Annotated in this window: 21 protein-coding genes; 14 read left to right on the forward strand and 7 right to left on the reverse strand. The window is 49.7% G+C overall.

Going from position 1 to position 24896, the window contains the following annotated elements:
- Nucleotides 1-232: 232 nt before the first annotated feature.
- Together BP95_RS0126590 and BP95_RS0126595 are read left to right on the forward strand one after the other, a co-directional pair.
- Entirely contained in the window at nt 233-931 is a 699-nt protein-coding gene (locus BP95_RS0126590; RefSeq protein WP_021252243.1) for a helix-turn-helix transcriptional regulator, read from the forward strand.
- A 45-nt stretch (nt 932-976) separates the two neighbouring features.
- Nucleotides 977-1789 carry a J domain-containing protein gene (locus BP95_RS0126595; RefSeq protein WP_231515207.1) on the forward strand — a complete coding sequence of 271 codons (813 nt, stop codon included), beginning with the start codon at nt 977-979 and terminating at the stop codon, nt 1787-1789.
- Between the two features lie 108 nt (nt 1790-1897).
- On the opposite strand, the gene BP95_RS0126600 is transcribed toward BP95_RS0126595, so the two are convergent.
- Together BP95_RS0126600 and BP95_RS31460 are read right to left on the reverse strand one after the other, a co-directional pair.
- Nucleotides 1898-3214: a glutamate-1-semialdehyde 2,1-aminomutase gene (locus BP95_RS0126600; protein WP_021252241.1), complete on the reverse strand. Its 1317-nt coding sequence runs from the start codon at nt 3212-3214 to the stop codon at nt 1898-1900.
- A 15-nt stretch (nt 3215-3229) separates the two neighbouring features.
- Nucleotides 3230-4264 (reverse strand): LCP family protein, encoded by a 1035-nt coding sequence (locus BP95_RS31460; RefSeq protein WP_072730527.1) that lies wholly within the window; start codon nt 4262-4264, stop codon nt 3230-3232.
- A 181-nt stretch (nt 4265-4445) separates the two neighbouring features.
- Here BP95_RS31460 and BP95_RS0126610 point away from each other — a divergent pair, with 181 nt between their 5' ends.
- The 4 genes from BP95_RS0126610 (at nt 4446) to bcp (ending at nt 7796) form a co-directional block, all read left to right on the forward strand.
- Entirely contained in the window at nt 4446-5567 is a 1122-nt protein-coding gene (locus BP95_RS0126610) for an ABC transporter ATP-binding protein (RefSeq protein WP_036667643.1), read from the forward strand.
- Nucleotides 5560-6354, forward strand: a complete 795-nt coding sequence (locus BP95_RS0126615) for an ABC transporter permease (RefSeq protein ID WP_028533656.1) — start codon at nt 5560-5562, stop codon at nt 6352-6354. Before BP95_RS0126610 ends, BP95_RS0126615 begins: the two co-directional genes overlap by 8 nt.
- A gap of 5 nt (nt 6355-6359) precedes the next feature.
- Complete coding sequence (locus BP95_RS0126620; RefSeq protein WP_021252237.1) at nt 6360-7145, forward strand: ABC transporter permease; 786 nt, start codon at nt 6360-6362, stop codon at nt 7143-7145.
- A 171-nt stretch (nt 7146-7316) separates the two neighbouring features.
- Nucleotides 7317-7796 carry a thioredoxin-dependent thiol peroxidase gene (gene bcp, locus BP95_RS0126625; protein ID WP_028533657.1) on the forward strand — a complete coding sequence of 160 codons (480 nt, stop codon included), beginning with the start codon at nt 7317-7319 and terminating at the stop codon, nt 7794-7796.
- Nucleotides 7797-7999: 203 nt separating this feature from the next.
- Here bcp and BP95_RS0126630 read toward each other — a convergent pair whose 3' ends face one another.
- From BP95_RS0126630 to BP95_RS0126640, 3 genes are all read right to left on the reverse strand, one after another.
- The gene (locus tag BP95_RS0126630; protein WP_028533658.1) at nt 8000-8977 is read right to left on the reverse strand and encodes an ABC transporter ATP-binding protein; all 978 of its coding nucleotides are present in this window, start codon (nt 8975-8977) and stop codon (nt 8000-8002) included.
- 182 nt (nt 8978-9159) lie between these two features.
- Entirely contained in the window at nt 9160-9951 is a 792-nt protein-coding gene (locus BP95_RS0126635) for an ABC transporter permease (protein ID WP_028533659.1), read from the reverse strand.
- The gene (locus tag BP95_RS0126640; protein ID WP_028533660.1) at nt 9948-10724 is read right to left on the reverse strand and encodes an ABC transporter permease; all 777 of its coding nucleotides are present in this window, start codon (nt 10722-10724) and stop codon (nt 9948-9950) included. The genes BP95_RS0126635 and BP95_RS0126640 overlap by 4 nt, the downstream gene beginning before the upstream one ends.
- A 252-nt stretch (nt 10725-10976) precedes the next feature.
- Here BP95_RS0126640 and BP95_RS0126645 point away from each other — a divergent pair, with 252 nt between their 5' ends.
- The 6 genes from BP95_RS0126645 (at nt 10977) to BP95_RS31475 (ending at nt 20045) form a co-directional block, all read left to right on the forward strand.
- Nucleotides 10977-11309 carry a PadR family transcriptional regulator gene (locus tag BP95_RS0126645; protein WP_021252232.1) on the forward strand — a complete coding sequence of 111 codons (333 nt, stop codon included), beginning with the start codon at nt 10977-10979 and terminating at the stop codon, nt 11307-11309.
- A gap of 2 nt (nt 11310-11311) precedes the next feature.
- Nucleotides 11312-12667 carry an FtsW/RodA/SpoVE family cell cycle protein gene (locus BP95_RS0126650; RefSeq protein ID WP_028533661.1) on the forward strand — a complete coding sequence of 452 codons (1356 nt, stop codon included), beginning with the start codon at nt 11312-11314 and terminating at the stop codon, nt 12665-12667.
- Nucleotides 12668-12975: 308 nt separating this feature from the next.
- Nucleotides 12976-14439 (forward strand): polysaccharide deacetylase family protein, encoded by a 1464-nt coding sequence (locus BP95_RS31465; RefSeq protein WP_036667618.1) that lies wholly within the window; start codon nt 12976-12978, stop codon nt 14437-14439.
- A gap of 248 nt (nt 14440-14687) precedes the next feature.
- Entirely contained in the window at nt 14688-15881 is a 1194-nt protein-coding gene (locus tag BP95_RS31470) for an AAA family ATPase (protein ID WP_028533662.1), read from the forward strand.
- Nucleotides 15878-17389 (forward strand): DUF58 domain-containing protein, encoded by a 1512-nt coding sequence (locus BP95_RS0126665; protein ID WP_028533663.1) that lies wholly within the window; start codon nt 15878-15880, stop codon nt 17387-17389. Before BP95_RS31470 ends, BP95_RS0126665 begins: the two co-directional genes overlap by 4 nt.
- Nucleotides 17352-20045, forward strand: coding sequence for a transglutaminase-like domain-containing protein (locus BP95_RS31475; RefSeq protein ID WP_051614195.1), 2694 nt, complete (start codon nt 17352-17354; stop codon nt 20043-20045). The genes BP95_RS0126665 and BP95_RS31475 overlap by 38 nt, the downstream gene beginning before the upstream one ends.
- A 70-nt stretch (nt 20046-20115) precedes the next feature.
- Here the strand turns inward: BP95_RS31475 and BP95_RS31480 are convergent, their stop codons facing one another.
- A complete protein-coding gene (locus tag BP95_RS31480) occupies nt 20116-21198 on the reverse strand; it encodes a ChbG/HpnK family deacetylase (protein WP_021252226.1) in 1083 nt (360 codons plus the stop codon).
- Between the two features lie 126 nt (nt 21199-21324).
- Entirely contained in the window at nt 21325-21891 is a 567-nt protein-coding gene (locus BP95_RS0126680; RefSeq protein WP_021252225.1) for a helix-turn-helix domain-containing protein, read from the reverse strand.
- Nucleotides 21892-22050: 159 nt separating this feature from the next.
- Here BP95_RS0126680 and tdh point away from each other — a divergent pair, with 159 nt between their 5' ends.
- Together tdh and BP95_RS0126690 are read left to right on the forward strand one after the other, a co-directional pair.
- Nucleotides 22051-23109 carry an L-threonine 3-dehydrogenase gene (gene tdh, locus BP95_RS0126685; protein ID WP_028533664.1) on the forward strand — a complete coding sequence of 353 codons (1059 nt, stop codon included), beginning with the start codon at nt 22051-22053 and terminating at the stop codon, nt 23107-23109.
- A 60-nt stretch (nt 23110-23169) separates the two neighbouring features.
- On the forward strand, nt 23170-24348 hold the full coding sequence (locus BP95_RS0126690; RefSeq protein ID WP_028533665.1) for a glycine C-acetyltransferase: 1179 nt from the start codon (nt 23170-23172) through the stop codon (nt 24346-24348).
- The last annotated feature ends 548 nt before the right edge of the window (nt 24349-24896 follow it).

The following is a 24896-nucleotide window of genomic DNA, read 5'->3' on the forward strand; positions in this document are numbered from 1 at the left end:
CAGCGGATTTGTTCCGCTGGCTTTTTTCGTATGTCGAAAAAAGAGGGCATTAAAGGAGAAGGTATAATTGTTTACGGAAACAAAGTTGATCCAAGGCAAAATATTTTCTATACTATACGTGCATCCATAGGAACTCAAACCGCTGTTCCAGACCGAAGGATAAGGAGATGGTGGAATTGGGACAAAGGAAAATGATAGACCAGCAGCGCCTGCGAGTTAAGGAGGCTGGACGATGACGATTACGCAGCAAGCCAATATGATTAATCATCCAGCCCGTCGGAATATTTTATTGTTTTTGAAGCAGCAAGGAACAGTCGGGGTGCCAGCTATCGCGGGACATCTTCAACTGACGGCTATAGCCGTTCGCAGGCATTTATATGCGCTGCAAAAGGGCGGGTATGTACATGCTCATCTGATTCGTCAGCAGCTAGGAAGACCTACCTATGAGTATAGTCTGGCTGACAAGGCAAGTATGTTGTTCGTCAGTGCATATGATGCGCTGATCATCGATATTCTTGAGCAATTGCAGGAGCGATCCGGTGAAGATACGGTGGAGCAGCTATTCCATTATCGCAGGCAGAAGTTGGAGAGGCGATATGCTCCGTTATTGAATCAAGCAAGCTTAGAGGAGAGAATCTGTGCATTAGCAGCATTACAGGACAAGGAAGGCTACATGGTTAGATGGGGAAGATGTGAGGATGGCAGCTATTGGCTGGAAGAGGCCAACTGCCCGATCTCCCAAGTTGCGGTTCAATTCGGTTCCCCTTGCAGATGCGAGCAGTCGATGTTTGCCGCGGTGCTTCAAGCGGATGTTGACCGGACAGAAAGTATTGTGGAAGGTGGCACGAGATGTATGTTCCGTATCGCTGAGCCGGATCCAGGGGAACTGTGTGAATGGTCTGAACCGGAATGTAAGGATACAGGCATCTGAGCATGAATCGATTTAGCGTGGTTGCAGCTTGCTGGGGAAAGGAGAATGATGATGAAGCGGAAGGTTGATCAAAAGGATGTCGGGGCTGAGACATCAGTCGGGATCGAATGTAATGAAAATAATGAAAGTAATGAAGCTATTGAAGTTACTGATCCTTATTTGATTTCCATCGTGAATGCATTAGAGCAGTTGACAGAGTCTTGGTCTTCTAAGCTGAAGAACGGCGGCATTAAGCTTCAGTTTGCCGTTCAAATCGGCTCCAGCCTGAGTGTAATCCAACAGGAATGGCTAATGGAGTTCCTTCAGGACTTTCATGTTCGTGATCAGGAAATGTCTAAGGTGCTGCATGCCTTTGCCACCGAGATACCAGAATGGGCGACCCGGCAAATTATTCAGCTCTTTCGCAAAGCGGAGCGTGTGAAGGCTGTACTAATTGCTCGGAATGATGTTATGGATCAGCTCGAACAGCGAATGAGGCAAATGGAGTACGACTTCTGGCAAGGCATGCTACCTACAGATGAAAATGAGCTGGAGCATGTGCTTTCAACATGGCAGCGGGAGCTGGCCGCATGGGAGGAAGAGGCATCTCGCGAGAGGAATACATACAACCGCACTTATGGAGACAGCTCGCGTTCATCGGTGAACGCACCCTCTGCCGGTAAGGATTTGACCTTTCATACGATAATTGGTGTCCCTGAAGAAGCGGATGCGAAGCAAGTGAGGAAGCAGTCCCGCAAGCTGCTGCGGGTGCTGCACCCTGATCACGGCGGAAGCGCGTATTTGTTTACATGGGTAAAGGAAGCGTACGATGCGTATCAAGCGAGCCGGATTCGCCGTGAAAGTCCCACAGCAAGATGATAAATAATAAGCGCCCCGTCCTATGTTTATCACATGGGGAGGGGCGCTGTACTGTACATAACGTTTCTTTTTTAGAAAACAGGTTCAGCTACTCGTCTCTTCGTACAACTAGCCTCTCATGCGGCGGAACGCTTCATGCGCAGCTTCAATCGTACGCTCGATGTCTTCCGCGGTATGCTCGGTAGTCAGGAACCATGCTTCGTACTTCGAAGGCGCAAGACAGATGCCTTGATCGAGCATATGACGGAAGAATGCGCCGAACGCTTCGGTATCCGTCTCTTGTGCTTCTGCATAATTCGTGACCGGATGATCGCAGAAGTGCGTCGAGAAGGAGCCGCGAATGCGGTTGATCGTAAGCGGTACGCCATAACGGTCAGCGCCTTCTTGAATGCCGTTCGTCAAGCGGATTGCCAGCTCCTCCATTTGCTCGTATACGCCCTCTGCTTGCAGAACCTCCAAGCACGCAATGCCGGCTGAGATTGAAGCAGGGTTGCCTGCCATTGTGCCTGCTTGGTATGCAGGGCCGAGCGGAGCAACTTGTTCCATGATATGCTTGCGTCCGCCATAGGCGCCGATCGGCAGGCCGCCGCCAATGATTTTGCCCATCGCTGTCAAGTCTGGTTCAATTGCTGCAAAGTCAGGGAAGGCGCGGTAAGTTTGCGCCGAACCATAATGGAATCGGAATGCGCTGATGACCTCATCATAGATAACGAGTGCCCCGTATTCGCGAGCGAGCTTGCACAAGCCTTCAAGGAAGCCTTCCGCAGGCATAACCATGCCGAAGTTGCCGACGATTGGCTCAACCATCACGGCTGCCACATCGTCTCCCCAATGCTCCAGTGCTTCCTTCAAGCTGTCCAGATCGTTGAATGGAACGGTGATTACTTCGTTAGCAATGCTGGATGGAATCCCTGCGCTGTCCGGAATACCAAGCGTAGAAGGGCCAGAACCAGCTGCAACGAGCACGAGATCCGAATGACCATGGTAGCATCCGGCGAATTTGATAACCTTCGTGCGCTTCGTATAAGCGCGGGCTACGCGAATTGTCGTCATAACAGCTTCGGTACCCGAGTTGACGAAGCGTACTTTATCCATAGACGGAACAGCTTCCTTCAACATGCGAGCCAGCTTGATTTCCAGCTCGGTCGGCGTTCCGTACAAGGTACCGTTCTGCGCAGCCCGAACGATTGCCTTCGTAACATGGGGGTGGGCATGACCTGTAATGATAGGGCCATAAGCAGCCAAGTAGTCAACATAGCGGTTGCCGTCTACGTCCCAGAAGTAAGCGCCTTGTGCGCGTTCCATGAAGACGGGGGCACCGCCGCCGACCGCTTTGAATGAGCGGGAAGGGCTGTTGACCCCACCGACGATATGTTGAAGCGCTTCTTCGTACAGTTGTGCAGAACGGTTGCGATTCGTAGTCATGTAGATGAATCCCCTTTATTGTGAATTAGTTTCAGATACGGATTGCGTGACATTCACTTCCAAAGCTTTTTGAATGTATTGCTTCAGCTTATCGTCGTCAATAACCCGGAGCACGGCAGCGTTGTTCACTCGTGCATCAGTGACATTGTCCATCGGCGGGAGCTGATGACTCTGCCCAATCGAGCTGTCGTAGCCAAGCGCGGCCAGCTTCACGATGTCATCGGCTGATAAGTTTGTCTCGACATAGGGCGACACTTCCCTGATAAGAGAGGGGAGCTGCAGCAGGTTCCAGGTTGATTTGAGCTTGTTGGCTAATGCCCCGAGCAGATCGCGCTGCCGCTGGGTGCGAGCATAATCGGACATCGCATCATAGCGGAAGCGGGCGTACATAAGCGCCGTTTCGCCATTTAGCAGCTGCTTTCCTTTTTTTAAATCAATATCGTATTGATGCTTATCTGCCTTGCTCGTATATTTCATATCCTTCTCCACTTCAAATTCCACGCCGCCCAGCGCGTCAATCAACTTGATAAATCCGACGAAGTCTGTATACACATAATATTGAATGTCCAGTCCTGTCAAGTCGCTTGCTGTCTTCATAGCCAGCTCCGGTCCGCCATAGGCGAGCGCCGCATTGAGGCGATCCTTGCCAAAGCCAGGGATGTCAACGTATGTATCCCGCAAGAGGGAGAACAAGTTGGCGCGCTTCGTCTTCGGATCGAAGGAGGCGAGCAGAATAGAGTCTGACCGTGGGACTTCGTTAGCTTCCAGTCCGCGAGAGTCTCCGCCCAGCAGTAATATGTTGACTCTCTCTTCTCCCTGCCATTTGGGAGGCTCTATGTCGACCTTCTCCGGCACGCGATGTACGACGGGGGTGAAGCGAGAGGCTTCGGGCGGCTTCTGCAGACTGTCCAAGCTGCTGTACATGGACCACATATAATAACCGGCACCAGCCAGAAGGAATACACAAACAGAAATAAGGGCATGCTTCCAATACTTTTTCAACATATGGATCGTCCTTTCCGCATCCGGCGGCAAAGCGGCGAGAGTCATGATGTCGAATCCGGTGCATTCAGCATTCTTTCAAGTCGACCTACGTGCTATAGTAAAGGTTATGGGCAAATGCTCCGCATCTTGTCTAATCAATTATAGAATTTTTACAGAATCGAATCAATTGAATGACTTGTACCCGCATAACGGGTCGGTGACCAGGGAAAGGGTGACAGAAGTATATATGAACGCTATTGACGTGCGGGATTTGCGCAAAACGTTCCAGGTACAGAAAAATCGCGATGGACTGAAGGGAGCGCTCCTTGATTTATTCAAGCGGGAATATAACGAAGTAATGGCAGTGAAGGATATCTCCTTCACGATCCCACAAGGGGAAATATGCGGATATATTGGGGAGAATGGTGCAGGCAAGTCGACGACAATCAAGATGCTGACGGGCATTCTTGTGCCAACCTCCGGTGATATTCGTGTGAATGGATTTATCCCGCATAAGGAAAGAGAGAAGTTCGTGCAGGGCATCGGCGTCGTCTTCGGGCAGCGCAGCCAGCTGTGGTGGGATATCGGCGTAATTGAATCCTTCCGGCTGCTGCGCAAAGTGTATCGCGTTTCTGAACATGATTTCAAGCAGCGGCTGGATGAACTGGTTGAGCGTCTTGCCTTGCAGGAGCTGTTGAACCGCCCGGTACGGAAGCTGAGTCTCGGACAGCGCATGCGCTGTGAATTGGTGGCATCCCTGCTGCACCGTCCTTCTGTGCTATTTCTGGATGAACCAACGATTGGACTCGACATTGTCGTGAAGACGGAAATTCGCGAGTTCCTGAAGCAGCTGAATGCAGAGCATGGAACAACGATTTTGCTGACTACTCACGATTTGCAGGATATCGAAGCTCTATGTACGCGTGTCATTATGCTCGATGATGGACGCATTATTTATGACGGCGGATTAGACACGCTCAAGTCGACGTGGGGCAAGGGACGAGAGGTCCGTTTCCAATTTGCGAAGCCTATGCGAGCAGGTGATGTTGAGGCGCTTACGTCCGGCCTTGATGTGGAATGGACAGTTGAATCTCCTTATGAAGCGGGAGTTCTTGTGCCATTTGCCACGAATGTATCGGATGTCATTGGGCGAGTGGTAGGCGGAGCGTCGATATCGGATTTGAGCATTATTGAGACGAATACCGACGATATCGTTCGTGAGATTTACAAGGCGGGCACGGCGGAGAAGCCGGAAGGACTGAGCCCTCTCTTGGCTATGCAGGCGCAAGAGTCGAAGATAGAAGACCTTGAGCACAAGGAAGAGAACGACAAGGAGAAGGAAGAGAAGGAAGCGGTGACTCATGGCTAGCGCATATCTTGAATTTATCCGCATTCGCTTCCTGTTGATGCTGGCTTACCGTGTTAATTACTATTCCGGCATTCTCATCTATACGCTCAACATTGGCGTGTATTATTTCACCTGGCAAGCGATCTACGGCGGACAAGGAACACTTGCAGGCTTTACGGCTGACCAGATGACGACCTACATCGCGGTATCTTGGATGGCGCGCGCCTTTTACTTCAACAACATGGATCGTGATATTGCCACGGAAATTCGAGACGGCAGCGTAGCGATCCAATTTATTCGGCCTTACAACTACCTATTCGTCAAGCTGATGCAGGCGTTCGGCGAAGGCTTGTTCCGGTTGCTGCTCTTCATGGGGCCGGGTATGGTTATCGCATGTGTTCTTTTCCCGGTGAAGCTTCCGCAAGATCCGAAGCAGTGGGCGGTATTCGGCGTCATGCTGTTCATGAGCTTCCTGATCAATTCGCAGTTGAATATGCTGACGGGATTGACGGCCTTTTTCATCGAAAATAATGAGGGCATGATTCGTATGAAGCGGGTAGTCGTCGATTTGTTCTCCGGTGTTATTGTACCGATCAGCTTCTTCCCAGGCTGGCTGCTCGTGTTGAATGAATGGCTGCCATTCCAAGCGATCACGTATTTGCCGAGCTCTGTATTTACAGGCAGAGTGGCGGGCGATCAAGTGTGGGCGGCGCTCTGCATCCAATTGCTGTGGGCGGTAGTGCTTGTTATTCCAATTGTGCTGCTGTGGCGTTCCGCGCGCAGACGCTTGTTCGTGCAGGGAGGTTGATCACGATGTATTACTTCGGACTTGTTAGTGAGTATTTGAAAAACTATATTAAAACACGACTTACCTATCGTGCAGACTTCTGGATAGAGATCGCATCGGATCTACTTTTTCAGGTCACGAATTTAATCTTCATCTTCATCGTCTTCATGCATACGCCAACATTGGCTGGCTGGACGCGTGATGAGATGGTGTTCGTCTATGGCTATTTCATGATTCCATATGGCATATTCAGCTGCTTCTTCAATCTGTGGGGGTTCAGTGAGCGATATATCGTAAAAGGGGAAATGGACCGGATATTGACGCGTCCAGCGCATAATCTATTTCAGATTCTCCTTGAAAATGTAGATCCCCCCTCCATTATCGGATCTATCGTCGGTGCAATCATGATGGGCATTTGCTGGAACAGGCTTGGTCTCGACTTCGGCATCATGGAGCTGCTCATGCTGTTCGTGATGCTGATCGGATCGGTGATGCTGTACTTCGGCATTTATTCTGCACTAACATCGATTTCATTCTATTCGGATGCGCCGACAGGCATTCTGCCGCTCGTGTGGAATATTCAGAGCTACGGTCGTTATCCGCTAACGATCTACAATCGGTTCATTCAAGTGCTGCTCACATGGATTCTGCCGTTCGCATTTGTGGGCATCATACCTGCCTCTTACTTCATGGAGGGCAAAGGATTGCAGCAGATGGCGCTCCTGACACCGGTTGTGGGAGTTATCTTCTTCGCCCTTGGGTTAACGCTGTGGAACATCGGTGTTAAGCGATACCGCGGGGCAGGATCATAATCGAAAAAGTTGTCGCCTTCCAAGTCAGCAATGGGTTTGGAAGGCGATTTTTTTATACAAAGGAGAGAGAATTAGAATCTAAGCCTCGTCGTTTTTGAAAAAAAGAGTGGGGGATGATAAGCTTAATGCAATAGAACGGCAGTCTTGGCTGCCGGGAAGGAGCCTCAAACAATGACACAATCCACTCAAGTTGAACTTGGACAAGTGCTCCCTGACTTTACGCTGCCGGCATCTACCGGACAGGACGTGAAGTTGAGCGACTACCGGGGCAAGAAAGTCGTGATTTATTTTTATCCGAAGGATATGACGCCAGGCTGCACACAGGAGTCATGTGATTTCCGTGATTATCATGGAGACTTTGAGAAACATGGCGTTGTCGTGCTTGGCATTAGCCCAGATCCGATCAAGTCGCATACCAAATTTATTGAGAAGCACAGCCTGCCCTTTACGCTGCTGTCTGACACGGAGCACGAAGTAGCGGATCTGTTCGGAGTATGGCAGCTGAAGAAGATGTACGGCCGCGAATATTACGGCATTGTTCGCTCGACCTTCCTCATAGATGAAGAAGGCAAGCTCATCAAGGAATGGCGGAGCGTCAAGGTGAAGGGACATACGAATGAAGTGCTGGAGGCAGTGCGCGAGCTCGCATAACATCGCTTCATCTATATAGAAAGGGCTGTCCCCATCAGGGGAGCCACAAATGAATAAGTCCCGCAAGGGAGAAAAAGACGCCTCCAAAACCACTGGATTAGTGGAACGGAAGCGTCTTTTTTCATGCAAGTTCAAAGTAATATGGTGCACCCAATGTCAACATTGACTGCTAGGGAAGCCCTTTTTCGAATCGTGGCCTATGCCTAGTACACACGGTGGATAACATCCTCGAAATCCGGTTCTTCCATATGAACGTCTTCCACTTCACCGAATTGCCCCAAGATGCGGAGTGCTTCCATGGCGCTCAATTCATCGCGATTGCATTCCACGGTTAAGGTCTGGCCGTTCAACTCACGGAAGCGAAGCGGGCTGGGGACATTTTTAGATTGGTCAGGTATTTGGCAGCTGCTTCGATAGGTAACCGAGATGACGGTCGGCAAGCCGATGCGCTTGCGCAGGTCGTCGATTGTGCCGTCGAAGCCGAGCTTGCCATGATTAATGACGATAACGCGATTGCATAGCTGCTCGATATCGTCCATGTCATGCGTTGTCAGTAGGATCGTCTTGCCAAGCTCCTGATTAATCGTCTTCAGGAACTGGCGAATATTCCGCTTGGCGATGACGTCAAGGCCAATCGTTGGCTCATCGAGGAACAGAATGTCCGGATCATGCAGCAGCGCGGCCGCAATATCGGCGCGCATTCGCTGCCCGAGCGAGAGCTGACGGACGGGCGTATTCATGAATTCGTCCATCTCCAGCAGTTCGGTCAGCTGCTTGATGCGCTTCTGCTTCTCTGCAGGATCGAGCCCATACATAGCGGACAGAATATCATAGGAATCTCGCGTTGGGAGATCCCACCATAGTTGAGTGCGCTGTCCGAAGAGGACACCAAGCCGGCGGGTTACCTGCCGACGCGCCTTATAAGGACTTAGTCCAAATATCCGCACGTCGCCAGATGTCGGATGCAGAATACCGGACAGCATCTTAATTGTCGTAGACTTGCCTGCGCCATTCGGCCCGATATATCCGACAAATTCACCACTATTGATCGTGAAGCTGATGCCCTGAACAGCTTCCTTCACAATCTTGTCGCGAGAGATCAGGGAGCGTATGCCCTTGAAGGCACCTTCCTTCGGGGCGGGCCGAACGAAACGTTTATGTAAATCGGTTACGGTAATCACGAGTATCCCCCTTTAATTCCGTTCGTTACGTGTATTGTCTGTTGCTTTTTCAGGTTAATTGTTGCCGTTATTGCAGTCGGCTCTATACCTAGTTTCATATCAAGCTGCTGATCGAACTTCATACCGAACTACATATCGAGTTCCATATCGGGCTCTGCATTGAGCTCAATATGGACATCAGCTTAGCTCCCTGTGCTCTGATAACGGGAAATCCCAATCTTCCACACGCGCAGGGCAATCAGGAACACGACGGCCGTAATCGCGGTGGACAGACCAATTAGCCATATGCCGGCTTGATGACGCAAGATGTAGAGCGAAGGAATATAGTTCGCGAACCCGACGGGAATGATGCTAAGCAGCACTCCTTGCATCCATTTCGGATAAATGGTCATTGGGTATTGCGCTGCCGTTCGAGCAGCATCCTCCGTAATGTTTTGCAATTCCTCGATACGGGTTACCCAGAAGCCGGCCGATGCGGTTAACAATCCAATGGCAAACAGCAGGACAGCACCCGATAAGATGACAAGTATCGTGAGCGGTATGGCAGTCCATCCAATCTGTCCGCTGCGCATCATAACATTCATGCAGATGGTCAATATCGCCGTTCCTTGGATGAACTCTCCGAGCCTAATGGAGAAATTCTGTGACATCAGTGCCAGCAGTACAGGGACAGGACGCAGGAGCAGACTATCAAGAGCTCCGTTAACCAGATAGTTCTCTAAGTGGTGAACGTCCGAAGCAATCATTCGGTATATTGCCTTGGACAAGGATAAGATGGCATACAAATATCCAGCCTCCGCCAAGCTCCAGCCTTGGATATGGCCGAACTTCAGCAAAATGACTGCAAGCATAAGAAATTCGACGACACTGATAACGGCCGCCATTAGCGTAGAGAACCAGAAATTAAACTTGTACTGCATGCGGCTGCGAATACTTGCGCGCACGAGCAGCACATACATACGAATCCACTTCATCCGCCCTGCACCTCCACCTTGCGTCGCATAATCCCGGTAACGGCGAGACATGCGGCAGTGAATACGATGCACCACATCAGCGAACCTAACAGCGCGGATGGGGATTCCATGCCGAGATAGATTCGAGTTGGGACATAATGCAAGAATGGGTAGAATGAGGCACGGCTAATGTCGGCAAGCCAAGATGGCAGCCATTCGATTGGAATGAGAAAGCCCGACAGCAGCATGCTGAACGCATAATTGACCCAGTACAGCCAGACTGATTCTGTCGTCCAGAGCGCAGCGGATCCGATCAGATAGTTCAGGCATATTGAAATGTACGCGGCCAGCGTCAAAGCTACAGCGGTCCACACGTAAGTGATAATCGTAGAGGGGACGTGAAGCGGCATTACGAAGAAATATAAAATGTAGATCGGTAAAAACTTGTACACGAACTGGTAGGCAATTTGCCCCCATTCCTTGCTCATCAGCTGATAGAACAAGTGAACGGGACGAACGAGATCAAGGGCGATCTGTCCGGTTCGGACGGACTGCTGGATGCCAAGTCCATTCGTTAGAAAGGCAGCAACCCACAAGCTGGCTTGATTGAAAGCGACGTAGCTTACAATGCCATTAAAGCCATACTCGCCAAGCGGCCTTCCTTCGCCAATCCCTGTCCAGATCGAAATGTAGATAAATCCGAACATGAAGCTGGCGATGTTGTGCACCATATGGGCACTGCGGTATTGCAAATTACTGAGATACTTTTTGCGAGCCAAAGTAAAAAAGAGCATTCTCCACCTCCGTCATCTTCTCGTATTGCGGCGTGCCATACTAGTGATGCTAGGTGAAATGAATAAAAAGAGAGCGAGGAATATAGTACCAGATACGTTGTTGAGATGGCAAGTATTATTTTGGATGCAGCACGGAACGGCTGAAAGTTAATACTCATATTCCTGTCCTTGTTACTATACTTGCCAATACCTAGATTTACGATATATAGTATATCTAGGTATTACATAGATGTGGGAGGGATAATCGATATCATGCAGCCTAAGGTTAGCAAGGAACTATTAAAAGGCAGTACGGCTATGCTTATCTTGTCCATGCTGGAGAAGGAAGAAATGTATGGCTACGAGTTGTCCAAGCGATTGGAAGCCGCGTCTTCGGGATTGTTCGCTCTGAAGGAAGGGACGCTGTATCCAATTCTTCATGCACTCGAAAGTAAAGGCGAGGTGGAAGCTTATTGGAATGAGGCAAACGGCAGAGCCCGCAAATACTACCGAATTACGGATCAGGGGCGCAAGCTTCTGCAAGAGAAGACGCAAGAATGGCGCTTATTCCGTCGTTCGCTCGATCAGGTGCTGGGGGAGGTATAAGGATGCAAAGTGATCAGGAATCAAGAGTCACGCAGCATGACTCGATCCTTGAAAAATTTGTGGGTGAGGTTCTAGCTCACGTGAAGGCCAAGCAAATGCACAACGAAATTCGGGCAGAACTGCAGGATCATCTATTGAACGAGATCGAGTATGGGATGGATCAAGGCATGGATGAATCATCGGCTGCGCAGCAGGCGGTTCGCAATATGGGAGAGCCTTCGGTTGTGGCGGCGCAGTTCAATCAGGTGCATCGTCCTAAGGCGCCTTGGAAGCTATGGATTTCCGTATTGGTGTGGATTGCCATTTGTGTACTTGGATTGTTCGCTGTGCAAGCTGGGAATCCTCAAGATATTTATCGCTTATCTGCCGAGGGCTATGCATGGCGTCTAGTACCGGGGGTGGTGGCTTTTTTGTTTGCATTTTGGGTAGGTTATCTGAAATTGCAACAAGAAGCAGCATGGATATATGGCATTACGTTGTGTTTAAATGTGTATACTGTGTTTTTTCCCGTGTACATCATAAATGGGTACCCTCAATTTGGACTTAAGGGAATTCCTATCCTTGATGGCATTCCTATCGATATCATTTATATGAGTCCGTATCTATATCTCTTATCTTTGTATTCGATGTGGAACAGAAAACCGGATAGCCCGTATCGCTCTATTCTCCCGAAAATGGTTCTTTTTATACTGCCGATCATTGTATTTCTTGTAAATGGGAATCTGCTTCAAGTGTCCACTTATCTTGTCGGAGGAATAATCGTGCTTAAGCTGGTAGGAGTGAAGAGGAAGAACATGGCGATTGCGGCCGGTGTGACACTCCTAACAGGCGGAATCTGCTATTGGTTCATAGAGAGTCTGCGCTTTATGGCCAATCGCAGATTTGGAGGATGGTTTCATAGCATTTGGAGAGACGGAGACGGGGGTTACACTCAAAAAGTGGCACAGCAGTTGTTTCACGAAGCAGGATGGTTCGGGAACGGAGTTGAAAATATCCGCAGACTTCTTCCTTACCTAGATAGTGAAAATTTAACTGTGACGATCGTGCATATGTTTGGGTGGGCAGGAGGCTTGGTATTGATAATCTGCCTTGGCGTTATTATCGTTACGATGTATAATTCAGCGCTGCTATTCCGTGATCCGTTTGCTAGAGGAATTGGTATGTGGGTGAGCGGGATGATGGGGATCCAGAGCTTGTTATATATCGGGGGGATTATCGGGTTCGTTCCCATGAACGGCGGTGCAGGACTTCCTCTGCTCGGATCAGACGGGAGTGAGATTGTACTATGGATGATGCTGCTAGGATTGTATTCTAGTGCATATTGGAAGAAAGACATGGTACCTGTTCTAAATCGATGATCTGAGTTGTGAGAGTAAGTGGATTATTGCGTTTAAGAGAGTATGAGTTGAAGACTTACATATGCTCATAGTAGCAGTACTGAGAAAAAGGTGACATCCAATCGATGCCACCTTTTTTTGAATAGGAAAATGTTGTTATTCGACTAGTGAAATCGTATGATCAAGGAGTAGCCGCAATGAAATGAAGGTGGCACCCATTCGGTGTCATCTTTTTTTATTTCCGCCATATAATCTAGCAATAGGGAAATAGAAACAAGGACAAGTCCACGATTGACTGCACTACGAGAGGGAAGAAGGAGACGATGATAATGATGAATGACAAGTTGAAATCGGTAATGATTACGGCGCTGTGCGCCTTGCTTGTTCTGATTGGAACGTTGACGTTCGTAGATGGACAGACGCCAACGGAGCATATCGCTTATGCTTCGTCAGGGCATGAGGTGGATAGGCATGAATCTAGTTCACATACACTGGTGGGGGTCGGAGATCAGACTTCTGTGTTGTCAGCGGCTGTTTCTTCACAGATTGCAGGGCAACAGGTTGGTGTTGAGCCTGCGGCTGCACCGGTTCTAGTAAGCAGCAAGAGCAAGTCTGAAGTCCCTGCCAATAAGCCGGATAAGGTCGTGTATCTGACATTCGACGACGGACCAAGTGTACATACGAAAGAAGTACTCGATATTTTGCAGCAGGAGAAAGTGAAGGGCACGTTCTTCGTATTAGGTCAGCAAGCAGAACGGAACCCCAAGCTAGTGGAGCGAATTGTAAATGAAGGCCATGCATTAGGCAATCATAGTTATAATCATGATTATTCAGAGCTGTACAGTGATTTTCGTAAATTCTGGAGTCAAATCAAGCGTACAGGCGAGGCTGTTAAGAAGATCGTAGGCTATGAGCCAGAACTTGTTCGTGCTCCAGGCGGTACATTTTTGAACTTTGACAAGCAGTATTTTGATTTGATGGATCAGGCAGGCTATCTCGTTTATGACTGGCATGTAGACAGCAACGATTCGAAGCGGCGCGGTGTTCCTGCGAAGGAGATTGTTCAAGGCGTCAAAGACGGTGCTCTGCTTCCTTCAACCGTCGTGCTCATGCACGATGGGGTGGGACATGGCGAGACGGTGAAGGCACTGCCGGAAATTATTCGCTACTACAAAACGAAGGGGTATACCTTTGATGTGCTCTCTTCTTATGTGAAACCTGTGCAGTTCAAGCTGGCTGCCAAGCAGCGCTGGTCGAGAACCTCCGTAAGTAAAGCATGGATAGAGGCCAACGTGAAGCCGATTCAGACAGTGAGCAATGATAAGGCACAGAAGCCGGGTCAAAAGCCAGACACTACCGCAGGCGGCACAACGGATTCGAAGACGAATCAGAAGCCTACTGAACCAGTGAAGCTGGACAGACAGCTGACGATTGTGACGGAGCAAGGCGAACTTGAATTTGCGCCGGATCAGTTCATGAGTTATCAGGATCTTACCTATGTTCCGCTTCGTATGCTGGTGGAGCGATTGAACGGTACCGTGAAATGGAATACAGAATTGGAACGGGTAGATATGGAGTGGAATAATAGTACGATTGGCATTGATGTACGTGCGGGCAAGATGGAGTTGATTGGACAATCAGGAGAGGACGGTGAGGTGAAGGTGCAGCCTCTTCGTATTGTGACCGAGAAGTATGTAACATGGGTACCATTACGGCAAGTGTTGGATGCATTCGGTGTAAAGATGACTAGTTATATGCTGTCCCCGCTTAAACCAATAGAGAAGCAAGAGTAGATGGAATAAAGAGTAGATGTATGATGAAAATGTACCTGCTATGGATAAGAGAATGCAAAATTGATAGGTTTGAAAACAAATAGCTTGGGCGACACTGGTATATAGAACGGCCCGGGACGATTACAGGACGTGCAGAGGCACGCGGGAATCGTTCCGGGCTTTTTTTGTCATGTTGTTGTCTATGAATTGCAAAGAAAAGAAAGTTAAAAATGATATACACCGTTCAGAGTTGATAGGGAGGGAATCGCATGACGAATGAATGGAGTGTTAGTGGTGGACAGCGTCCCCAGCGGGATACAGATGTGTGGCTGGCCGAGTTCGCGCAGCGGGGCTGGATTGCTTATCTGGAACGTATGGAGCAGGTCATTGTGGGCAAGAGAGAAGTGATTACGATGGCGGGGCTTGCGATGATAAGCGGGGGACATATTCTACTTGAGGATGTGCCTGGGGTTGGGAAGACGGTACTGGCACGTGCCATGGCGCGAGTGACAGGGGGGACCTTCCGTCGCATTCAGATGACGCCAGATATGATGCCTGCTGATATTACGGGCAGTATGGTTTGGGAGCCAAGCAGCGGTGAGCTGCGCTACAGCGAAGGAGCACTCCAGGCGAATGTAGTGCTCGCTGATGAGTTGAATCGAGCCCCTGCTAGGACGCAGTCAGCTCTGCTTGAAGCGATGGAGGAGCGGATGGTGACCGTGGACGGCATGACGCGTCCACTTCCGGATCCATTTATGCTGATCGGTACTCAGAATCCGCAGTATTTCGAAGGTACGTATCGGATGCCGGAGGCGGAAGCAGATCGTTTCATGATGCGATTATCTATTGGATATCCGCATGCTGAACATGAGGCAGATATGCTGCTCCGCCAGCGAGAAGAGCATCCATTGTTGCGTGTTAAGCCGCTATGGACTCCAGAGGAATGGCGCTTACTCGTGCGGCGCGTGCATATGGTGCATGTAGATGAAGCACTGTGCCGCTATATGGCGGATCTGGCGCTGGCGACTCGTACTCATGAATCGGTAGCGCTCGGGGTCAGTCCCCGGGGAACGCTTGCGTTGATGCGCGCAGCACAGGCACATGCTTGGGTAGAGGGACGAACTTATGCCGTGCCGGACGATGTGAAGGCTGTTGCAGTCTATGTAATGGCGCATCGGCTGCAGCTCCACAACCATGCCGTACGAGCAGGCATTGTGGCTGAGGAAATTGTGTTGGAGGTGCTGGGTCACACAGCTGTACCCGGATTCCCATCAGGTTCTGCAGGCAAGAAGGGGACGAGCGGAGGTGGTTCGTCAGCCTCTACGAGTCTGGCTGGAAGGACTAGACAAGCTTCCACTTATCGTACACATGCAAGGGATGTGCAGTTCCCATCTGTTCAAGGAGAGCAGACGAACTCACGCCAAGCAGGGAAGCGCATATGGTTCGGAGGAGATTATCAATGAAGCAAGCGCTAAGACATCTACTCACAGCTATCGGCTGCTTGGCGCTGGCGTGGATCGGGTTTCAACGGGAAAGTGCTGCAGTCTGCTTCTTGGCAGCCATATTGGGTGTCATGTTGGTTAGCAGCGCCCGTTCTTATTGGATAGGAAGCAGGCTACGCTCGGTGCAGACTGTACACCAACCGATTATTCCGCAGCGCAATGAGAACAGGAACATGGTATTTCTTGTCACCATGACAATGAAGCGTCCGTTTCCCGTATTGTGGCTGCGAGTGACAGAGTTCTGGACTCGTACAGGAGGGGAAGGAGGGGTGTGGATGTGTCGACGACTTCTATTTCCTCGCCGCCGCCAATCTCTTACTTTTACCTCATCCTTTGCAGGGGCTCCGCGAGGTGTATATGAGCTTACCCGCATTGAGCTTCAGTATGGGGATGTATTCGGTTGGTTCAAGCACAATGTAATCATCCGTCCGAGTGAAGAGAATGCGCCTGTATGTATTATGGCGCCTGATATCGGTACGGGGAATCGGCTGGCTAACGAGCAATATGCAGTGGAAGGAACGGAAAGCTTGGGAAGCCCTGAGAACACAAGCATTTATGGAGCGGCTGAGCGGCAACAAGAGTCAGCGCTGTTCTCCCCATCCTTATATGGAGAAGGGGGCGAGCCGTGCACAGCAGTGACGAGTGGGATGCAAAGTGCTGAGCTTCGAACGTACCGTGCCGGGGATCAATGGAGATCTATTGACTGGAGAATGTATGCGAAGCGCCGATTGCTTGCAGTTCGTGTTCCTGAAGCGGGACAACTCGAACAATGGGATATTGCAGTGGATGATACAGGGTGGCGGAATGAGCTGACTCAGCATACGACGAACATGAACTCAAAAACAAATACGAACATAAATAAAAACACAAATAAAAGTACAAATACCAAAACGACTGCGAATCAGAAATCGAGCGCGAAGGCAAATATGGGTGACTTGCAAAAGGAAACGAAGCTGCTGCAACAAATGGAAGCAACGGTTTCAGCGGCAGCAGCCCTTGTAAGACAGAAGATGGAAGCGGGACATACCGTTCGCTTATTCTGGATTAGTGATGGAGCTAGTGTGCATGGTGCTCGGAATGCTATTATCGCACTCGCTGCCGAGCAGCTGGGCAAGCGTGTAGAACACCGTTGGAACTATGAAGAGGGAACTCCTTCGATGGTGCATGCAAATGCAGCAGTCCCTAGAAGGCTTGCCGTTGTAAGTTGGGACAGACACTCCCAGAAGTGGGGGGCTGCACAGCATTTTACGGGGCTTCACCAAGTGGATCAATGGCTGAATGCTGACGAGATGCAACGATTCGAGCCATCAGCGACTAGAATTGTGGGCAGCCAGAACACAGCGAATGCGAGTGTCTCGGCGGCAGCAAGTGAGCGAGTCGGAGTGAGAAGCAGTGACCGAATGAACGATAGTGAGAACCGAGGTGAGTATCGTGTATCTACCGACAGTTGGACGACAGCACAAGGGTAAATCGCAACCGCTGCATACATCTGCGGCTCCAAGCAGCAAGCTTACCTGGTTGATGCGTTGGAAGGCTGCTGGATTTACTGTACTGCTTTTCGCCTTGTTCGCAGAGTGGTTCTATCCCCTGCAAGAGGTGGGAGGCAATATTGACTTGAGCGATGTTCGCCCATTTCTCGTTGCGGTGGCGATATATTTGCTTCTTGGCTTAATTGTTCACCATACTGCACTGTCTGTGGTTCTGTATGGGATGGTGGCGATTGGAACGACCGCTTGGATGTTCGGCTCCGTTCGAGTACTTCCCCATGCGTCAGACACCTGGCTAATGGGTGAAGGGTTTGTCCGTTCTTTGTTAGCAGGCATAGGAAGAATCGGTACCGCACTGCGCACAGATATCAATGGCTGGATGGATGGCCATTGGCTGAACACAAGTGGTGAATTGCGGACACTGCTTCTTCTCATCGGTTGGGCGATGCTGGCGTCATCGATTCAATCGCTTATGTTAAGCCGCAGGACGGTGCTCTTTTTTACGGTGTCAACAATTGTTTATTTATTCGGATTCGAATTGGGATTCGGTCTTGATATAACGGGATCGATCGCGCGATCGGTTGGCTGGGGATTGCTCTTGTCAGCGTGGCTGTATTTGGATGAACAGTTGGAATCTGATACAGAACGCTCACGAATTGGTCATTGGCCATTTAGCTGGTTGTTGTGCGCCTTGCTGCTATCCTTAGCCGTGGTTGGGATTGCTGAAGGAATCAGGCAGGTGTATGCATGGCCGAAGCCAATGCCGCTGGCATCGTTCGAAGCATTGACGCAGTCATTACAACCAAATGATTTGGCGGAACGAGGCAGGGGAAGAAAAGATGGGAATAACGGATCGGCTGTAGAGGGGCAGGACCAAGTCCGTACATCGATGATGGTAACAGGCTATAGCACAGACGACTCTGAGCTGGGACGACCATTGCGTGACAATAATGAGGAATGGTTCACCGCGATATCTCCTGAGCCTACGTATTGGCGGGGAGAGAGCAAATCCATCTATACGGGGAGGGGCTGGACGAGCCCGCAAAAGGGAGAAGAGAAAATTGAACTGTCAAGCTCTTTGAAATTAGACCAAACGGGTGGGCATGAAGGGTGGTCGGAACCTTTTCAACAGACGATTATATGGAAGGGGTTCAAGCCGAAGTATCCCTTGCTGTTCGGAGGGGTTCCTGAGCGGATAACCTCTTGGGTTCCTAATGCTAATGCGGAAGAGGCTGGGAATGAAGTTCCTTCACAGTATTTCGTCCGTTATAATCCTCTATCTGAACGGTATGGAGCTGACATCGGCATATCGGATACGACGGGGATTCCTTTAACCTATCAGTATGAGACAAGGGTGTTTCGTTTTCAGACAGAACTGCTTCAATCAGCACCGGAGAAGACTTGGCCGGATGATATACGTGCGGCGGGATTGCAGCTGCCAGAGGCGCTTCCGAATCGCGTTCGTGAGCTAGGTAAACGCATTACAGCGGGGGCGGACAGTCAATATGACAAGGTTCGGAGGGTGCAGCAGTTTTTGCAGCAGGAATACATGTATACCAAGTCGGATACAACCGTCCCGCCAGCCGGAAGGGATTTTGTCGATTATTTTCTGTTTGACTCGAGGCAGGGGTATTGCAATCATTTCTCGACATCAATGGCCGTGCTGCTTCGCACTCAGGGCATTCCAGCCCGCTGGGTGAAGGGGTTCGCTCTGGGAGAAGCTGATTCGCCTGGACATTACACAATTCGAGGGACGGATGCTCATTCCTGGGTTGAGGTGTATTTCGCCTCCATAGGATGGGTGCCGTTTGAAGCGACTCCGCCTATAGGCGTACCAGGAGGCTCTGTGGCTGCTTCGAATCCTGACGTCATTACGGCTTCTACTCCCATAAGCGAAGGTACGGGCGGATTATCTACTGCTGCATCAGAACAAGCCGGGTACCGTACGCCACCAGAGGTTGTCGCGATGTTGAACGATGCAGCAGCCGAGAAGACTGGAGAGGGTTGGGTCGCCGTTCGTCAGTTCGGCAACAAGATCGCACAATGGTGGGACGCTAGAGTACAGGCCACTCGTGCCCATATTGAGCAGGAATGGCATGCGCTTCAGCGTGTTCCCGAGGAATGGACAAGCGAGGCTTCCCGCAGTGGGATTGGTACAGCGTTGCTATCCCTTGTCCGCAAGGCGGTTACACAGATGCCGGTTCTCCTATTTGGTGGCGTGATCTTTATCGTGTTTCTATTGCTCACTATGAAATGGGCATGGCAGCGCAATGCGATGCAGCGCAAACTTCGCCGACTGGTGCATGCGCAGCAGCACAGCTTCCGTATGAGTCGCGTACAGGAAATGGGGCGTATCGCTTGGTCGCTTGTCGAGCGCAAATACGGTGCTAAGCCATGTGGAATGACATGGAATGAGTATGCTGGGCAAGCTGCCAGAACTCGTATTCCATCTGCAAGCAATCCGACACGCCATACAGAACATCAAGACTTGGAGCGTGATAAGGAACCGCTAGATCAATTTATAACTGCATGCAATTTGCTTTTCTTCGGGGGGCAGCAAGGGAATGCAGCTGTACAGCAGCAGTTTGTTGATGGCTGTGCACGAGTGCTTCGCGACTGTAATCGAGATAAGCGATGAATCCTCCAATTAGGGAGGATTCATTTTTTTATTTCCGCCGATTATCATGGAGACTTATGCCTGATAGGAATTACGCAGATTTTTTTCTCTTGGAGATTCGACGATTTTGCCAAGATGTTTTGCTTCGTACACGCTTCTTGGCAAGCACGGCTCCTCCTCTAAGCGGACGTTTGCGGAGACGTCTATTGATGCGCTTATTGATACGTCTACTGCTGCGTCGAGTAAGTCTGGCACCGGAACGCGCGGTTCTACGTTTTCTTTTTTTACCGTATTTGCGATTCCGTATGGAAGTGGAGGAAGCGGTTCTGCGTTTACGTGGGTAGTGAACTGGAGCAGCGCTCTCCTTAGCAGCAGGGATAGACATAGATGCATCAGTCCAATATCGAAGATCGCCATGTGTGCGAATGGTTGGCAGCTGTCCATAATGGACCAAGTGAAGAGCACCGCGCTTGTGCAGGCTCGCAAGGTGGGCAGAAATTTGGGGATCGAGGAAGACCTGCAATTCCTCTTCTCTCGCTGTCGTCCACGTCGATAAGCGCCTAACATCGTCATCCACATATCCAGGGTGGCATAGAATCTCCGTGATTCCTTGCGGGGCATTGTTCACCAGCTTCAAGAGCAGGGATACACCTGTGTCTTTGCTAAATGTGTGCATCATTAGCGTGTCCGCAACCCATGGAAGTTCGGGATCTGGCCTACTAGGGTGCACACGCACAGGAAGCTGCTCCTGTTGAGCCAGGCGTTTGACCCATGCGTATACGCCTTGACTATAGAAATGGATATGGTGGTGCGAATCAATATGGGTAGGATGAAGACCATGCTGTACCATGCGCTGATACTGATTGTCGAGTTCAAGTGAGATATCTTGCTCAGTCCAATCATCCAGCATGCCGTGGAAGGAGCCGTCCTCTCGTACGAGAGAAGGGATAAGAGCTGGATCGGTAACAGGCGAGCCATAGGTTAAATTGCAGTGCAGTCCCACTCCCAGTGAGGGGGTAGATCGAGCAATGGACACAGCATCGAGGAAGCCAGGGGTGTTGATCATTAAGGACGCACTGCTGACTGTTCCAAGCCGGTGAGCTTCCAAGATACCGCGATTCACGCTGTTCGATAGACCGAGGTCGTCAGCATTAATGATTACATATCGAGACAATGACAATCCCACCTTCTATTGTTTTAGTACTAATAGATGATGAGGCGGGTGCAAAGGAAAGTGCAATTGTCCACATATCCATAAATTAGCTGACAATTAAAAAGGAGAGCCCTATGCCCGTCTCGATTATTTGCCCACGGTAGGGTAATGAAGCAGTGTGATATAGCGGATTACTTCATCCGTATTGTTGATGTATGTATGACTTTCGTTCGCGGTGAAACGGAGCGCCGTATTCGGTTCGAGGATATACGTGTTTCCGCCAATGCCGACTTGAAGCTGTCCATTCATGACCATGATGAATTCATCGACACCCTCGTAATGCGGCTCGGAGGTATAGCTGCAGCCCGGCTCGATGACGACACTATATACTTCAAATCCTTTATCCTGCTCGAACGGGAAAATTGGATATGCGCGGTAATCCCCCTCTTCTTCCACAAGGGGCGTCGTTTCGTCCATGTGCACAACGGTGACGTTCGGGGTTGATTCTTCCATTAAAGTTGCAAATGAAATCCGGAGTCCATTCACAATTTTCCATAGAACAGAAATGGTTGGATTCGATTCTCCGCGTTCAATTTGCCCCAGCATCCCCTTGCTGACTCCACTCATTTCGGATACTTGATCAAGGCTAAGGCCCCGTGATTTGCGTATTTCTTGTAGATTCTTGCCGATTTTCTTATGTATCGGTTCTGACATGGGATACTCCTCTCTGGTTGTTCATCCAATCCGTTCCAAAATCATACAAATCACCATGTACAATATAACGCACAAACGTATAATATATTATACAGGAAAATGTTAGGAATATTTACTGCTTCTATTGTAAGAAAAAATCGAGGAAGGGGCAATCAGTTTATGACCCAAACGATGATCGGATTAGTGAAGGCAGAGCGCAAGCCTGGAGCAGTATTACAAGAGGTACCTATACCTGCCTATGGCCCCCATGACGTACTCATTCGGGTGCAGGCATCCTCGATATGCGGTACGGATGTTCATATTTACAAATGGGATGATTGGGCTGCGCGGACCGTTGTTACACCTAATGTGTTCGGTCATGAATTCGCAGGCGTAGTTACTGCCGTTGGCAATGAAGTGACGAATGTGAAGCCAGGGGATTATGTGTCAGGCGAAGGGCATGTGGTCTGTGGGATGTGCAAGGCTTGTCGTACGGGCAATGCGCATGTGTGCGCGAACACACGCAGCTTCGGCATAACGATACCAGGCTGTTTCGCGGAATATGCAGTCGTTCGAGACAGCAATGTCATCCATAACGATCCGAAGCTTCCGCCGCATATTGCATGCTTGCAGGATCCACTCGGCAATGCGGTGCAGGCTGCGTTGTCCGGCGATATCGTAGGCAAGAGTGTAGCGGTTATCGGCGTCGGACCGATCGGACTGATGGCGATCGCGGTAGCGAAGGCCTGCGGAAGCGGAACTGTAATTGCTGTAGATGTGAATTCGTACCGATTGGATATGGCCAAAGCGATGGGCGCTGATGTCATCATTAATAGTGCGGAGGAGCCGCTTGTCGACACCTTAATGCAGCATACTGGCGGTGAGGGCGCAGAGGTCGTGCTGGAAATGTCCGGTCATCCTGGGGCGATCCGCGATGCTTTGAAAGCGGCTGCACAAGCTGCTCGCGTATCTCTGCTTGGTATTCCTACAGAGGAAGTACCATTTGACTTGGCAAGAGATATTATTTTCAAAGGTCTGCATATTGAAGGGATTACAGGACGGCGCATGTTCGATACTTGGTATCAGATCAAGGGTCTGCTCAATCGCGGCCGCTTGAATTTAGAGCCGCTCGTTACGCATCATTTCCGACTGGATCAGTATGAAGAAGCATTTGAGCTAATGGCGTCTGGGAAATGTGGGAAAATTGTATTCTCGCATGACCTTAACCGAGCAATATAGGTTCCTTAGGTGAAGGATTCAGATGATTCAACATGTAATCTAATTCGGGAGGTTGGACTAATGGCAGGATTTGAAGTAATCGAGGGTCAACTGAAGAGCCTGAAGGCAGAAGGACGGTATCGGCCGCTCACTGTATGGGAGGGGGGCTCCGATTCTTGGATGACGTTACAGGATGGTCGCCGTGTGCTGCAAATGTCTTCGAACAACTATTTGGGATTGACGAAGCATCCAGCCCTTAAGAAAGCTGCCATTGAGGCGATTGAAGACTATGGAGTAGGGGCAGGCTCGGTACGAACGATAACAGGGACTCTCGACATTCATGACCAACTGGAGCAGCGTTTGGCGGCATTCAAGGGGACGGAGGCTACGCTTGTATTCCAGTCTGGTTTTACGACGAATCAAGGCGTGCTATCCTCTATTCTTGGTCCGGATGATGTGGTTATCAGTGATGAATTGAACCATGCGAGTATTATTGATGGCATCCGCCTAACGAAAACCAACAAACGCATTTATGCACATAAAAATATGGATCAGCTTGAAGACGTACTCAAGGAATCCGGCTCGTATCGTCAACGGATTGTGGTAACAGATGGCGTATTCAGCATGGATGGGGATATTGCCCCGCTGCCGAGTATTGTAGAGCTGGCTGAACGGTATGACGCCCTTGTCTATGTCGATGATGCGCACGCAAGTGGCGTGCTTGGCAAATGCGGCAAGGGATCTACTGATCACTTCGGGCTGCATGGCCGGGTGCATATTCAAGTAGGTACTTTGTCCAAGGCGGTTGGTGCTGTTGGGGGATATGTAGCCACCTCCCAAGTGTTGAAGGACTATTTAACCCATACGGCACGTTCGTTCCTGTTCAGCACGGCGCTTCCGCCTTCTGTCGCGGCAACATGCTTGGCAGCCATTGACGTTCTGCAGCGTGAACCGGAGCTGACGGAGCGGCTGTGGGCCAACGCGAATTCATTCCGTGCTTCCTTGCAGGCAGACGGATTCGATACCGGAGGGAGCGAGACGCCGATTATCCCGATTATTGTCGGTGATCCAGCACGAACGATGGCCTTCTCACAGCGATTGCTGGAAGAAGGGATATGTGCGCAAGGAATTGTATATCCGACTGTAGCGCTAGAGCGTGGCCGGGTTCGATTAATTGTAACCGCACAGCATACAGCTGATGATTTGGAGTTTGCACGAGATGTGTTGAAGAAGGTTGGCACTGAATTTGGAATATTGTAAGGTTGAGGAGGCTTGTAGATATGCTTAGGCATATCTGCAAGCTTCTTTGAATATTTTCTAAATGTAAGCGCTATATATAGCTGAACCGTTGAGACTAGTCGCAGCCTAATGACCGGAATCTTAATGTAAAAAAATAACTATCAATCTTCGGATCTATGCAGTATAATACATAGAAATACATACATATGCACGTGAATGATAGGTGTTTTGTCTCTATTTCAAAGTCGTCTTTTATGTTCATGAACCGTGGAATAACAGTGTTTTTTGACTTTATATGGTGGACAATCCCTCGGAGAGTTAGCGATACCTCTAAAATGTATATTTATTAATTTTTTTACAGAAATATAGAAAATCCCTATGGTAACAGAACGATACCCCATCACATGACCAAGCGTCACCGCTCTGACATCATCGCCGTACAACTATGCTTTTGAGCAGATAGCTTTTTCTTCATTAACGAGTTAGATAATCAGTGTAATAAAGAGATATTTAGATTAAACGGAAGTTTTTACAGGAATATGTGGTAAATATACGGAAAATCCGACTTA

It is taken from the genome of Paenibacillus sp. UNC217MF (assembly GCF_000686865.1).
GTDB lineage: Bacteria > Bacillota > Bacilli > Paenibacillales > Paenibacillaceae > Paenibacillus_B > Paenibacillus_B suaedae.